At 70.4% G+C, this 13,215-nt stretch carries 13 protein-coding genes; 6 read left to right on the top strand and 7 right to left on the bottom strand.

Going from position 1 to position 13,215, the window contains the following annotated elements; translation table 11 throughout:
* Nucleotides 1–177: 177 nt before the first annotated feature.
* The 7 genes from KIK09_RS09885 to KIK09_RS09915 all read right to left on the bottom strand — a co-directional run bounded on the left by KIK09_RS09885 (nt 178) and on the right by KIK09_RS09915 (nt 6,876).
* Nucleotides 178–459 (bottom strand): metal-sensitive transcriptional regulator, encoded by a 282-nt coding sequence (locus KIK09_RS09885; protein WP_214318429.1) that lies wholly within the window; start codon nt 457–459, stop codon nt 178–180.
* Between the two features lie 29 nt (nt 460–488).
* The gene (locus KIK09_RS09890; RefSeq protein ID WP_214318430.1) at nt 489–1,556 is read right to left on the bottom strand and encodes a glycosyltransferase; all 1,068 of its coding nucleotides are present in this window, start codon (nt 1,554–1,556) and stop codon (nt 489–491) included.
* The gene (locus tag KIK09_RS09895; protein WP_214318431.1) at nt 1,553–2,335 is read right to left on the bottom strand and encodes a DUF4832 domain-containing protein; all 783 of its coding nucleotides are present in this window, start codon (nt 2,333–2,335) and stop codon (nt 1,553–1,555) included. Before KIK09_RS09895 ends, KIK09_RS09890 begins: the two co-directional genes overlap by 4 nt.
* Before the next feature lie 148 nt (nt 2,336–2,483).
* On the bottom strand, nt 2,484–4,580 hold the full coding sequence (locus tag KIK09_RS09900) for a (Fe-S)-binding protein (RefSeq protein ID WP_214318432.1): 2,097 nt from the start codon (nt 4,578–4,580) through the stop codon (nt 2,484–2,486).
* A gap of 156 nt (nt 4,581–4,736) precedes the next feature.
* Nucleotides 4,737–5,312: a TetR/AcrR family transcriptional regulator gene (locus KIK09_RS09905; RefSeq protein ID WP_308164000.1), complete on the bottom strand. Its 576-nt coding sequence runs from the start codon at nt 5,310–5,312 to the stop codon at nt 4,737–4,739.
* Nucleotides 5,313–5,314: 2 nt separating this feature from the next.
* Nucleotides 5,315–6,070, bottom strand: a complete 756-nt coding sequence (locus tag KIK09_RS09910; RefSeq protein ID WP_214318434.1) for a class I SAM-dependent methyltransferase — start codon at nt 6,068–6,070, stop codon at nt 5,315–5,317.
* Nucleotides 6,067–6,876 (bottom strand): sugar phosphate isomerase/epimerase family protein, encoded by an 810-nt coding sequence (locus tag KIK09_RS09915; RefSeq protein ID WP_214318435.1) that lies wholly within the window; start codon nt 6,874–6,876, stop codon nt 6,067–6,069. The genes KIK09_RS09910 and KIK09_RS09915 overlap by 4 nt, the downstream gene beginning before the upstream one ends.
* A gap of 57 nt (nt 6,877–6,933) precedes the next feature.
* On the opposite strand from KIK09_RS09915, the gene KIK09_RS09920 reads away from it, so the two are divergent.
* From KIK09_RS09920 to disA, 6 genes are all read left to right on the top strand, one after another.
* Nucleotides 6,934–7,620, top strand: a complete 687-nt coding sequence (locus KIK09_RS09920) for a class I SAM-dependent methyltransferase (RefSeq protein ID WP_308164001.1) — start codon at nt 6,934–6,936, stop codon at nt 7,618–7,620.
* A 42-nt stretch (nt 7,621–7,662) separates the two neighbouring features.
* Nucleotides 7,663–8,025, top strand: a complete 363-nt coding sequence (locus tag KIK09_RS09925; RefSeq protein WP_214318436.1) for a MerR family transcriptional regulator — start codon at nt 7,663–7,665, stop codon at nt 8,023–8,025.
* Nucleotides 8,022–8,327 (top strand): thioredoxin, encoded by a 306-nt coding sequence (gene trxA / locus KIK09_RS09930; RefSeq protein ID WP_214318437.1) that lies wholly within the window; start codon nt 8,022–8,024, stop codon nt 8,325–8,327. Before KIK09_RS09925 ends, trxA begins: the two co-directional genes overlap by 4 nt.
* Before the next feature lie 73 nt (nt 8,328–8,400).
* Nucleotides 8,401–10,506 carry a M28 family peptidase gene (locus KIK09_RS09935; protein ID WP_214318438.1) on the top strand — a complete coding sequence of 702 codons (2,106 nt, stop codon included), beginning with the start codon at nt 8,401–8,403 and terminating at the stop codon, nt 10,504–10,506.
* A gap of 39 nt (nt 10,507–10,545) precedes the next feature.
* Nucleotides 10,546–11,949 carry a DNA repair protein RadA gene (radA, locus tag KIK09_RS09940; protein ID WP_214318439.1) on the top strand — a complete coding sequence of 468 codons (1,404 nt, stop codon included), beginning with the start codon at nt 10,546–10,548 and terminating at the stop codon, nt 11,947–11,949.
* A 161-nt stretch (nt 11,950–12,110) separates the two neighbouring features.
* Nucleotides 12,111–13,196, top strand: a complete 1,086-nt coding sequence (gene disA, locus KIK09_RS09945) for a DNA integrity scanning diadenylate cyclase DisA (RefSeq protein WP_214318440.1) — start codon at nt 12,111–12,113, stop codon at nt 13,194–13,196.
* Nucleotides 13,197–13,215 lie beyond the last annotated feature (19 nt).

Genomic DNA, 13,215 nt, shown 5'->3' on the forward strand with positions numbered 1-13,215 from the left:
GATTGCGCTCTACGCCGAGGTGCTCACCGCCGTCGCTGTCAGCGAGCGGCGGCTGACCTTGGACGAGCTCGACGACGCGCTCGGATTGCGGACTTCGGTGAGTCACTGAAGGCCATCACAATGACCTAGTCCCGGGCTCCCACAGAGCCCGGGACCGGCGCACGAGATAACTAGTCCTTATGACCGCACGAGCCGTGCGATGGCAGCGGACGCCTCTTTCACCTTCGCGTCCGCTTCAGGACCCCCGCTGTTGATGGCGTCGGCCACGCAGTGCGAGATGTGCTCCTCCAGCAGCCCCAGAGCCACCGCCTGCAGGGCCCGCGTGGCCGCGGAGACCTGGGTGAGCACGTCGATGCAGTAGGCGTCGTCGTCCACCATCCGCTGCAACCCTCTGATCTGACCCTCGATCCGCCGCAGCCGGGTCAGGTAGGCCTGCTTGTCTGCGCTGTACCCATGCATGGCTCTACGGTACCCCGAACCCGTATGCCTCAGCGGAGACCGGTGATCAGCTTCTCCCACTGGTCGGCCACCTCGACGGCCGCGTGGCGGATGGCCGTCTCCAGCGCCCCCGCCGCCAGCGAGCGCCGCCTGCGCTCGTCGTCGATGAGGGCGAGCAGGGCGGCCGAGAACAGGTCCTCCTGGTCGTCGGGCACCAGCACCCCGTTGTAGCCCGTGGCGACGAACTCCGTGGGCCCCCGCGGCCCCTCGAAGGCCACCACCGGCACCCCGCAGCCCATCGCCTCCAGCACGCTCATCCCCAGGTCCTCGGTGCGGGAGGTGCTGGCCACGATCGAGGCCTTGGCGAACTCGCCCGCCAGGTCGGGCGTGGTGCCCATGAAGTAGACGTGGTTGTGCAGGTCGAGCTCCCTGACCAGGGCGCGCAGCCTGCGCTCCTCCGGCCCGCCGCCGTACAGCCGCAGCCGCCAGTCGGGCCGCTTGTCGGCGACCACGGCGAAGGCCCTGATCAGCCTGTCGTAGGCCTTGACGGGCACCCACCTGCCGCCGGCCGCCACGATCCTGTTGTCCATGCGCGAGCGCGGCCACGGCCCGTCCGGCAGCGCGTCGGGCACCGCGTGCACCTCGGGCCCAGGGCCCTCGCCCAGCAGCCGCGTCCACTCCTCCTGCGCCGCCTCGGTGGCCGTCACGACCGCGTTCAGCCGCGGGTAGGCGCGCTTGACCGGAGCGGGTACGGCCGGCCGGCTCCACTCCCTGGCTATCTTGAGCGTCTCCCTGGGCGCGTGCTTGGCCGCGTGGACACCGAGCCCGGGCCGGGTGGTGATGAGAACGTCACTGCGCAGCGAGCGCAGCATCCGCCACAGCGCCACCTCGGTGCGCACCTGGCCGCGCGGGAGCAGGTGCCTGACGCCCGGCCTGAGGTCGATCAGGGAGCGCAGCTTGACGTCGGGGCTGACGGGGAAGAATGGTTTCTCCTTCTGCCGCCTGATGCTGATCACTTCGACCTCGTGCCGTTCCGCCAGGGCGGAGGCGAGGTTGAGGGTGGACCGGACGTCGCCGCGCATGACGTACGCGGATGCGAGCATCAGGCTGATCTTCACCCGCCCACCTCGATGCGCAGCTCGTCGTCGGCGGTGTAGGAGGGCCTGATGGGCACCCCGTCCACCCTGACCGAGGGATAGTGCAGGCGGCGCCGTTTGCCGTCCACGTCGTCGAGCCTGGAGCCCAGCTTCAGCGGCCTGTCCAGCCCCTCCACCTCGAGGGTGGGCTCCCAGGTGCCCGTCTCGAGCACGTCCACGAGCGAGACCGCGGCGTGGAAGCGCACTCCTTTGACCGTAGCGGCCGTCTTCACCGTCGAGCCCGCGTCCTGCCTGCGGTGCAGGGCCAGCGTGGCCTCGTGGCGGGCGTCGTCGTCCTCCAGCCCGGTGAAGGCCAGCAGTCCCGTGACCTCGAAGCGGCCCTCGCGGAACCAGATCGCCCGCACCTCAGCCACCGGCTCGGCGTCCGCGATCTTCAACGCCAGGAATCCGTTACGCGTCCGATACGACCGGTAGGCCATGGTCCGCTGGCACAGCGCGTAGGCGTCCAGGTGGTCGAGGGAGAACCCGGGATCGATGCTGCGCAGCCGTACCTTCTTGCCGTCGTGGCGCAGGTAGGTGTCCCAGCGGCCGGCGGCGAGCTCCAGCGGCGTGAGCGAGATCGCCAGCGTGGCCTCGCGGGCCCGCGCGCCGGGCGTGCCGAGCACCACGTCGCGTTCGACGCCCGTCTGGCGGTGCCTGAGTACCAGCTCCGTGCCGTCTTCCAGCGGCTCGTCGATGGCCAGTCTCAGGGAGAGCACGTCGGCCAGCGTGACTTCCGCGTCTGTGACGACGACGCGCATCACGAGCCCCCTCCCCGTCGAATGAAGCCATGCGACGTTGAGGTTACCGTGATTTTCCCGTTATGTGGATGGCAGATTTCTTGCACTTGACCCCTCTGACGTGCGGAACTCCTCCACAACGACTGTGGAGGAGTCCGACTTTCAGCGGTCAGGAAGGGCTTTTGACCGATTTGATCAAGAGCTGGGCGACGTCCACGACCTCAAGCGACTCCTTGGCCTCGCCGTTGTTCTTCTTCTCGTTGATGGCGTCACCGAGCATCACCATGCAGAACGGGCAGGCGGTGGAAACCGTGTCAGGATTGGTCGTCAGCGCCTCGTCGACCCGCTCGGTGTTGATGCGCTTGCCGATGCGCTCCTCCATCCACATGCGCGCGCCGCCGGCGCCGCAGCAGAAGCCGCGATCCTTGTGCCGGTGCATTTCCTGGGTCTGGACCCCGGGCACCTTGGACATGATGTCGCGCGGCTGGGAGTAGACCTTGTTGTGGCGGCCGAGGAAGCACGGGTCGTGGTAGGTGATCTTCTCCTCGATCGGCGTGATCGGGGTGAGCTTGCCCTCGTCGACCAGCTTGGCCAGCAGCTGCGTGTGGTGCACGACCTCGTAGGTGCCGCCGAGCTGCGGATACTCGTTGGCCAGGGTGTTGAAGCAGTGCGGGCAGGTGGCCACGATCTTCTTGACGCCCGCCTCGTTGAGCGTCTCGATGTTCTGCTGGGCGAGCATGTTGAACAGGTACTCCATGCCCAGGCGGCGGGCCGGGTCACCGGTGCAGGCCTCCATCGGGCCGAGCACGGCGAACTTGACGCCCGCGATGTGCAGCAGCTCGGCGACGGCCTTGGTGGTCTTCTTGGCCCGGTCCTCCAGGGCGCCGGCGCAGCCGACCCAGAACAGGTACTCGGTGTCCTCGGGCATCTTCTCGTCGACCAGCTCGACCTCGAAGTCCAGCTCCTCGATCCAGTCGGCCCGCTTCATCTCGGACATGCCCCACGGGTTGCCCTTGTTCTCCAGGTTCTTCACCATCACTCCCGCCTCGGACGGGAACGACGACTCCACCATCACCTGGTAGCGGCGCATGTCGAGGATGTGGTCGATGTGCTCGATGTCCACCGGGCACTGCTCGACGCAGGCGCCGCAGTTGGTGCACGACCAGAGCACGTCGGGGTGGATGACGCCCTCCTCGCCGACCAGCGGCTTGTCCAGCAGCGCCAGCACGTCCTCGTGCAGGTCCTCACGGGCGGCCGACAGGTACGGCGCGATCTGGAAGGCGTGGTCGCGCTGGTCGATGATGAGCATCTTGGGCGAGAGCGGCTTGTCGGTGTTCCACGCCGGGCACTGCGACTGGCAGCGGCCGCACTCGGTGCAGGAGTAGAAGTCGAGGAAGCCCTTCCAGTTGGTGTCGGCCACCTTGCCCCGGCCCAGCCGCTCCGGGTCCAGGTCCTCGTCCTCGAAGTCGACGGGCTTGCCGTCCATCCGCATCTCGGGAGCGCCGCCCAGGCCGTCGGGGCGGCGGGAGAAGAGCACGTTCAGCGGCGCGGTGAAGATGTGCAGGTGCTTGGAGTTCACCACGATGACCAGGAACACCAGCATGAAGCCGATGTGCAGCAGCAGCGCGATGCCCTCGAGCACGTCGTTGGCCGGCAGGATCTTCCCCAGCGCGAGCGAGACGAACGCGCCGTTGGAGTAGGGGAAGTGGCCGGTGGCCGCCGCGACGCCGCGGGCCAGGAACAGCGTCCAGATGATGTTGAAGATCATGAACAGGACGAGCCAGGCGCCGCCCAGGTGGGAGCCCGAGAAGCGCGACTTGCGGCCGAGCGTCTTGGGGGAGTTCTTGATGCGGATCCCGGCGAACACCAGCAGGCCGACCAGACAGGCGACCGCGATGAAGTCCTGCAGGAACCCCAGCACGCCCCAGGTCCCGATGAGCGGGATGTGGAAGTCGGGGGTCCCGGTGATGGCGCCCTGGATGATCGCGCCGTAGGCCTCGATGTAGACGGTCAGCAGGATGAAGAACGCCCACATCACGAAGAAATGCGCGATGCCCGACGGCGTCCACTTCAGCAGCTTCTTCTGGCCGAACACCTCGACGAGCTGCGCCTTGATCTCGCCGCCGACGTTGGTCCTGGCGTATTCGACGCGCTCGGGTGCGGGTGGGCCGATGGTGGCGAGCTTGTACAGGAACAGGGCCCGTCGCCCGGCGACGGCCACCGCCAGGACGGTCATGACGAGCCCGATGATGGCTACCCAGAGCACGGGGTCCTCCCACAGACGACGTTGGCTGCCAGCGTACGGTCACCGGCTACGCACGCCTACGACCAGCATCCTACCGATGAGTAACTTATCGGCCGACATGTCCCAGAGTACAGAACAATGCTCTATTCCGGTACGGCAGGCCACCCGGGAGGCGGGCTAGACGGTGAAGTAGCGCTGGATCGTGGGAGCGAGCAACTCCACCAGGTCCTCGACGTCCGCACTGGCCAGCGGCTCGAGCTGGAGGATGTAGCGGCCTATGAGCACGCCGAACATCTGCCCGAAGGCCGCCTCGACGCGCAGGTGCGGCACCCCCAGGGTGTCGGCCACGCGGAACAGCAGCGCGCTGGTGATGAAGCTGCGGAACATGGCCGCGACCTCGTCGTTGGTCATCGCCGACCGCAGCAGCGCGAGCATCGGCTGCCGCGTCTCCGGATCGGCGGTCACGGTGAGGATCAGCCGGACGATCCGCTCGCCCACCTGCTCCCGCGGCCCCTCCAGGATCTTCGGGATCACCTCGTCGGGGTTCATCGGAAGCCGCATGGCCTCGGCGAACATGCCCTCCTTGGTGTCGAAGTAGTGGTGCACCAGGGCCGGGTCGACCTTCGCCTCCTTGGCGATGCCGCGCACCGTGGCCTTGTCGAACCCCTTCTCGGCGAACACCCGCTTGGCGGCCTCCAGGATCTCCCCGCGCGTGTCCGCGGTGCCGGGCCGGCGGCCCGGGCGTCGCTTCACCGTCACCTGCCCACCGCCAGATACGTGTGCATCGGCACGGCCAGCAGCCCCTCGGGGAAGGCCGCGGCCAGCTCCGCGCGCCGCCGCCCGACCAGCTCGTCGGCGGCCTCGCCTGGCAGCACCGCCATGTAGGAGTGCGAGCGCAGGTCGAGCAGGAAGTCCTCGATGCCGATCATCCGGGTCCACGGCACCCAGCGCTCCTCGGCCAGGTCGAACGCGGTCGCCATGGGCGGCACCGTCCACTCCTCCAGCGCCTGGCCCCAGTAGCCGGGGCACTCTCTGGCCAGGCGGTTCTCGTACTCGGCCAGCCAGCCCGACTGGCGCGCGTCGGTGAAGTTCCAGCAGCCGGCGATGGCCCCGCCGGGACGCAGCACCCTGCGCGCCTCGGCGATCGAGGCGACCGGGTCGAGCCAGTGCCAGGACTGCCCGTAGACCACCAGGTCGGCCACGTCGCCGTGCAGGGGCAGGGCGTTGCCGTCGGCTCGCAGGGCGGCAGCCGTACCTTCCGAGCGCGGCGAGCGGGACCGCAGGCGGGTCAGCATCTCCGCGCCCGGGTCGATGGCGAGCACGCGCGCGCCGCGGTCCTGCAGGCCGCGCGTGAGGATGCCGGTGCCGGCGCCGACGTCCACGACGCGGGCGCCGGACAGCGTGACGCCGGATATCTCCGACAGGGCGTCGTACATCCCGTCCGGATACCGCGGGCGGGCCGCGTCGTAGGCGTCGGCCACGTTGTCGAAGGCGCGGGAGAGCTCCGTCATGCCGAGGCCGCCAGGTAGAGGCGGGCGAAGGCGAGCGCCTCGGCCAGGTCGTCGATCCGCTCGCTGCGGCTGGCCGCCTTGCGCGTGTTGATCTCCAGCACGACCAGCCCGGAGTAGCCGTTGCCCGCCAGGCGCTCCAGCATCGGCGCGCACGGCTGGTTGCCCCTGCCGGGCACCAGGTGCTCGTCCTTGTTCGACACCCCCAGCCCGTCGGCCAGGTGCAGGTGGGCCAGGCGGTCGCCGAGCTTGGTGGCCATCTCCATCGCGTCCGAGCCCGACACCGCCGTGTGCGACAGGTCAAGCGTCACGTGCGGGAAGTCGTAGTCGGTGGGGTTCCAGTCGGGCGAGTAGGGGACGACGTCGTTGCCGCGCGCCTTGAGGGGGAACATGTTCTCCACCGCGAAGACGACGCCGGTCTCGTCCTGCATCCTGGCCAGCCCGGCCTCGAAGTCGCGCGCGTAGTCGCGCTGCCAGCGGAAGGGCGGGTGCACCACCACGGTCGAGGCGCCGAGCCGCTCGGCCGCCTTCTGCGCCTTGACCAGCTTGGCCCACGGGTCGCGACCCCAGACCCGCTGCGTGACGAGCAGGCACGGCGCGTGGATGGCCAGCACGGGCACCTGGTAGTGCTCGGAGAGGCGCTCGATCACGTCGATGTCCTGGCTCACGGGATCGGCACCGACCATGATCTCGACGCCGTCGTATCCGAGGCGCGCGGCGAGCTCGAACGCATCGGGAGTGCGTTCCGGATATACCGAAGCGGTGGACAATGCGATCTTCGCATTGGGCACACGGATGACGTCAGCCACGTTGCCAGCCTAAGCCGGTACGCCGTATCTGGGGCGCTACCCCTACGGTTGGGGACTGTGAGAGGCGTCATCCCGAGTCCGAACATCTGGAACTCGCCGCAGGTCTACGAACTGGAGAACCGCGCCGTCGACCCCGACGGGGTGGCCGACTCCGCGATGCGGGAGCTGCGGGACTGGCGGGGCGCGACCGTGCTCGACGTCGGCTGCGGCACCGGCTACCACCTTCCGGGGCTGTCCGCCGAGGCCGCGCAGGTGATCGGCGCCGAGCCGCACCGCGACCTGGTGGCGCTGGCGCGACGACGCTGCGGCGGCCTGGCGAACGTCCGGATACTTCAGAGCACCGCCCAGGACCTCCCCCTGCCGGATTCCTCGGTGGACGTCGCCATCGCCCGCTGGGCCTACTTCTTCGGCCCCGGCTGCGAGCCGGGCCTGCGCGAGCTGTCACGGGTGGTACGGCACGGCGGCGCGGCCTTCGTGATCGACCTGGACGCCACCAGGGGCGAGTTCGGCACCTGGTTCCAGCGGACCGTGCCCGCCTACTCCCCCGCCAAGGTCGAGGCGTTCTGGTCCCAGCAGGGCTGGCAGCGCCGCGAGCTGGACCTGCGCATGACCTTCGAGCGCCGCCAGGACCTGGAGGCCGTGCTGCGCATCGAGTTCACCCCCGAGGTGGCCGAGCAGGCGATCGCCCAGGTCAAGGGCCTGGAGCTGGCCTATCCCAACGTGCTGCGCTGGCGCCTGTTCTGACCGCTTGACCTTGACGCCGGTGTCAACGTTTACGGTAGATGCATGCGCATAGGTGAGCTGGCCGAGCGGACCGGGGTGAGCACCCGCTCGCTCCGCTACTACGAGCAGCACGGCCTGCTGTCGGCCGCGCGCGGCTCCAACGGCTACCGCGAGTACGCCGAGGACGACATCAAGCTCGTCTCGGAGATCCGCACGCTGCTCTCCTACGGCTTCACGCTCGAGGACACCCGCCCGTTCGTGGACTGCCTGCGCGCCGGCCACGCCTCCGGCGGATCGTGCCACGAGTCCGTCGAGGTCTACCGGCGCAAGCTGGCCGAGATCGACGCGGAGATCGGCGTGCTGCTCGCCCGCCGCGCCGAGGTGGCCGCCCAGTTGGCCGCACCCTGCATGAGGAGACGGAAATGATCAAGCTGACGACCGACAACTTCGAGGAGCAGGTGCTCAAGAGCGACAAGCCGGTGCTGGTCGACTTCTGGGCGGAATGGTGCGGCCCGTGCCGGATGGTGGCGCCGATCCTGGAGGAGATCGAGTCGGACCACGGCCTGACCGTCGGCAAGCTCAACACCGACGAGAACCCGGCGATCATGGCCCGTTACGGCGTGATGAGCCTCCCCACCCTGCTCCTCTTCGAGAACGGCGAGCCGGTCAGGCAGATCGTCGGCGCCAAGCCCAAGCGCATGCTCGTCAACGAGCTGGGCCTGGCGTAGTCACTTCGATGTAGGCAGAAGCTCGTTCCCTGGAGCCAGGAGAGGCCGATCCACGGCCTCTAACGTCGATGACATGACCAGGAACGCGCTGTTAGGCCTGCTCGCCCTCGCCGCCGTCGTGGCCTTCACGGTGTGGGCCCAGCTGCCCGGCACCAGGGCGGCCACGGCCTTCGACGGCGCGAGGGCCTTCGGCGACGTCCAGGCCATCGCCCGCGCCCCGCACCCCGTCGGCACGCCCGAACACGACCGGGTACGCGAACACCTGGTCACCGAGCTGCGCGGGCTCGGCCTCGACGTGCGCGTCCAGGAGAGCGTCGGGGTGCTGCCGCTGGACTACGACGGTGTCACCCCGATGGGCCGGGTCCGCAACATCGTCGCCGAACGCCGCGGCACCGCGCCCACGGGGCGGCTGGTCATCGCCGCGCACTACGACTCCGTGCCGGGCGCTCCCGGCGCCTCCGACGACGGTGCGGGGGTGGCCACGATCCTGGAGGTCGCCAGGAACCTGCCGAAGTCGGTCCGCAACGACGTGACGTTCCTGGTGACCGACGGCGAGGAGCCCGGCCTGCTGGGCGCCGGCGCGGTGCCCGTCGGCGGGCCGGCCGTGGTGCTCAACAACGAGGCCCGCGGCACGCGCGGCACCGTGATGATGTTCCGCACCTCCAAGGGTTCCGGGCCGCTGGTCGAGGTGTACGGCTCGGCCGCGCCGCATCCCATGGCCGACTCCGGGTTCGCCGCCCTGCTCGCCCTACTGCCGAACAACACCGACTTCTACGTCTTCGAGAAGAACGGGTGGCTGGGGTTCGACTCGGCCTACACCGGGGGCGGGGCGCACTACCACACGCCGCTGGACGATCCCGCGCACCTGTCGCGGGCGAGCCTGCAGCAGATGGGCGACAACACGCTGGCCGTCGCGCGGGTGCTGGCCGAGGCCGACCTGGGGCGGATGCGGGGCGGCGAGTCCGTCTACTTCACGATCCCGTGGCTGCTCGTGCGGTATCCGGCCGGGCTCGAGCTGCCGCTCGCGCTCGGCGGGCTGGTGGCGGCCGGGGCGCTGGTGTGGGTGCTGCGGCGGCGGCAGCTGATCCGGCTGCCCAGGACCGCGGCGGCCGTCGGGCTCGGGCTGGTTCCGGTGCTGGTGGGCGGGGTGGCCGGGTACTTCTTCTGGCCGTTGCTCGGGGTGCTGCGGCCCGAGTACGCCGGGATGTTCACCGGGGATCCCTACCGGCCGTGGCTGTACCAGGGGGCGCTGGCGGCGCTCGTGGTCGCGCTGACGGCCGGGTGGTGGGCGCTCGCGCGCCGGGTGACCGGCGAGCGGGAGCTGGCCGCGGGCGGGGTGGTGCTGGTGGCGCTGCTCGGGACGGCCTCCGCCGTGCTGCTGCCCGGCGGGTCGCACACGCTGGTGTGGGCGGCGCTGTTCGCCTCACTCGGCGGGATCGCGGCGGTCTTCGTGCGGTGGGAGGTCACGGCGCTCACGGTGGGGCTGGTGCCGGCGGCGGTCCTGCTCGGGGGCGGGCTGGTGCTGGGGTTCGACATCGGGCTGAAGCTCGGCGGGGTGCAGGCAGGGCTGTACCTGGCGCTGCTCGCGCTGCTCCTGCTGCCGTTGCTCCAGCGGGTGCGCCTGCTGGCCGTGGCGTCCGTCGCGACCGTGGCGCTCCTGGTGGCGGGGCTGGTCGTGGACCGCTTCGACGCCGCGCATCCCAGGCAGGCCCATCTGGCCTACGCCGTCGACAACGGGTCGGGCACCGCCGTCTGGGGTGAGCCGGGTTCCGGTTCCGCCGACAGCGTGCGGTACTTCGGGGACACCGGGTACGGCACGCGGCCCGCCCCCGTGGCACGGCTGGCGGATCCCCGGCTGACCGTGGTGAGGTCCGGGCCGGGGCGGCGGGTGGTGGTGCGGCTCACGCCCTCGGGGGACGTGCCCGTGGTCGGGCTCAGCCTGGGGCAGGCCGTACCGATCAGCGTGGACGGGAAGGCGCTGGGCAAGCGGAAGGGGTTCGCCTACCACGCTCCGCCTCGGGGTGGGGTGGAGGTGACGCTGGACCTGCCTGACGGGCCCACGCCGGTGCGGGCCTTCCAGGAGGCCTACGACCTGTCGGTGGTGCCCGGATTCCGGCCCGCGCCCGACACGGACTACCTGCGGCCTTCTGTCACCGCCTTCCGCGTGCACCGGCTGTGATCACCGAGATTGTCGGCGGCGACCGCTAGCCTGCTCGGCATGGCCAAGACGACGTCCCCCGGTTATCGCTGCACCGAGTGCGGGTGGCGCACGCTCAAGTGGGTGGGGCGGTGCGGCGAGTGCCAGGCGTGGGGCACCGTCGACGAGGAGGGCGCGCGGGCCGGCGTGCACGTCGTGCAGCCCGGCGCGACCAGCGCGCCGGCCTTGCCGATCGGCCAGGTCAAGGCCGAGGTGGCGATCGCGCGCACGACCGGGGTCGGCGAGCTCGACCGGGTGCTCGGCGGCGGCCTGGTGGCCGGCGCGGTGATCCTGCTGGCCGGCGAGCCCGGCATCGGCAAGTCCACGCTGCTGCTGGAGGCCGCGGCCCGCATCGCCGAGCGCGACACCGTCCTCTACGTCACCGGCGAGGAGTCGGCCGCCCAGGTGCGGCTGCGGGCCGACCGCATCGGCGCCATCCGCGACCAGCTGTTCCTGGCCGCCGAGACCGAGCTGTCGGCGCTGGTCGCCCATGTGGAGAAGGTCCAGCCCAGGCTGCTGGTGGTCGACTCGGTGCAGACCATCGGCTCGGCGCAGGCCACCGGCGTGCCCGGCGGGGTGACCCAGGTGCGCGAGGTGGCGGCCAACCTGGTGCGCATCGCCAAGGAGCGCGACATGGCCACCGTGCTGGTCGGCCACGTCACCAAGGAGGGCTCGATCGCCGGGCCTCGCACGCTCGAGCACCTGGTCGACGTCGTGCTCAACTTCGAGGGCGACCGCCACTCGCGGCTCCGCATGGTGCGCGCGATCAAGAACAGGTTCGGCCCCACCGACGAGGTCGGCTGCTTCGACCTGCACGAACGCGGCATCGAGGGCATCGCCGACCCCAGCGGCCTGTTCGTCTCCCGGCGCAGCAGCCCGGTCCCCGGCACCTGCGTGACCGTCACCATGGAGGGCACCCGCCCGCTGCCCGCCGAGGTCCAGGCGCTCGTCGCGCGCACCGAGGCGCAGCAGCCCCGGCGCACCTCCTCGGGCCTTGACACCTACCGGGTGCAGATGATCCTGGCCGTCCTCGAGCGGCGCCTGAACGCCAGGCTCGGCGGCTGCGACGTCTTCACCGCCACCGTAGGCGGACTCAAGCTCGCCGACCCCGCCATCGACCTGTCCGTCATGCTCGCCGTCGCCAGCGCCGCGGGCGACAAGCCGCTTCCCGCCGGGCTGGTGGCCCTCGGCGAGGTCGGCCTGGCAGGCGAGCTCCGCCCGGTCAAGGACGTCCGCCGCCGCCTCACCGAAGCCGCGAGAATGGGCTTCACCCGAGCCCTGGTCCCCACCGGATCCCTCGAGGAAGGCAGCCGCAAGCAGAACGGCCAGCGCTCCCTCGTCCCCGTCGGGCCGGTCACGTTCGCCCCCGGCTTCGAGGTCGTCCAAGCCGAAAACGTCTGGGACGCCCTCACCCACGTCACCTGACCGGCCCGCCGTACCCCTGAGCTGAGCGCGGAACTTCCGCGAGTGATCTTCGTCGGGATGTCCCAGGAGTATCAGGCGTCACCGGCAATCCGTCGGGACCTTGACCTGATTCCGCTATAGCACGGCTAAGCTGGCCTTGACTTATTCGACACGGGGGTCAGGTGCCAGACGACAGGAGTCTCGACGAACGCCGTCGCGAAGCCCTGGCCGCGGTGGCTCCGGGCACGCCGCTACGTGACGGCCTGGAGCGCATCCTGCGAGGGCAGACCGGCGGCCTGATCGTGCTCGGCTACAACGGCGTGGTCGAAGAGCTGTGCAGCGGCGGCTTCGAGCTGGACGTGGATTTCTCCGCGACCCGGCTGCGCGAGCTGGCCAAGATGGACGGCGCGATCGTGCTGACGACCGGCGAGTACAAGATCGTACGCGCCGCGGTGCACCTCGTCCCCGACCCCTCCATCGCGACCGACGAGTCCGGCACCCGCCACCGCACCGCCCAGCGCGTCGCCCGCCAGACCGGCATGCCGATCATCGCGATCTCCAAGTCGATGCGGATCATCGCCCTCTACCTCGACGGCATCCGCTACGTGCTGGAGGAGTCCGCGGCGATCCTGTCCAAGGCCAACCAGGCCCTGGCCACGCTCGAACGCTACAAGCACCGCCTCGACGAGGTCTCCGGCACGCTGTCGGCCCTCGAGATCGAGGACCTGGTGACCGTCCGCGACGTCGCCGCCGTGGCGCAGCGCCTGGAGATGGTCCGGCGCATCTCCGACGAGATCAAGGGCTACGTGGTCGAGCTCGGCACCGACGGGCGGCTGCTGTCGCTGCAGCTCGACGAGCTGGTCGCCGGGGTCGACTCCGAGCGCGAGCTGGTCGTGCGCGACTACCTGCCCGCACCCTCGGGCCGCCGCCAGCGCCGCCTCGCCGACGCGCTCCACGAGCTGGACAAGCTGTCTTCCACTGAGCTGCTCGACCTCACCACGGTCTCCCACGTCCTGGGCCACAGCGGCACGGAGACGCTCGACAGCCCCGTCAGCCCGCGCGGCTTCCGCCTGCTGGCCAAGGTCCCCCGCCTGCCGCAGTCGGTCGTCGACCGGCTCGTCGACCACTTCGGCGGCCTCCAGAAGCTCCTCGCCGCCAGCATCGACGACCTCCAGGCCGTGGGCGGCGTCGGCGAATCCCGCGCCCGCAGCGTCCGCGAAGGCCTCTCCCGCCTCGCCGAAAGCAGCATCCTCGAACGCTACGTGTAGCTGAGCCGGAACTGTTCGG

The organism is Nonomuraea sediminis (assembly GCF_018531495.1).
GTDB classification, from domain to species: Bacteria; Actinomycetota; Actinomycetes; order Streptosporangiales; family Streptosporangiaceae; genus Nonomuraea; species Nonomuraea sediminis.

Coding starts and splice junctions, on each gene's coding strand:
- trxA (WP_214318437.1), top strand. CDS start 8,022: ATGATCAAGCTGACGACCGACAACTTCGAGGAGCAGGTGCTCAAGAGC.
- KIK09_RS09885 (WP_214318429.1), bottom strand. CDS start 459: ATGCATGGGTACAGCGCAGACAAGCAGGCCTACCTGACCCGGCTGCGG.
- KIK09_RS09935 (WP_214318438.1), top strand. CDS start 8,401: ATGACCAGGAACGCGCTGTTAGGCCTGCTCGCCCTCGCCGCCGTCGTG.
- KIK09_RS09910 (WP_214318434.1), bottom strand. CDS start 6,070: ATGACGGAGCTCTCCCGCGCCTTCGACAACGTGGCCGACGCCTACGAC.
- KIK09_RS09925 (WP_214318436.1), top strand. CDS start 7,663: ATGCGCATAGGTGAGCTGGCCGAGCGGACCGGGGTGAGCACCCGCTCG.
- radA (WP_214318439.1), top strand. CDS start 10,546: ATGGCCAAGACGACGTCCCCCGGTTATCGCTGCACCGAGTGCGGGTGG.
- KIK09_RS09895 (WP_214318431.1), bottom strand. CDS start 2,335: ATGCGCGTCGTCGTCACAGACGCGGAAGTCACGCTGGCCGACGTGCTC.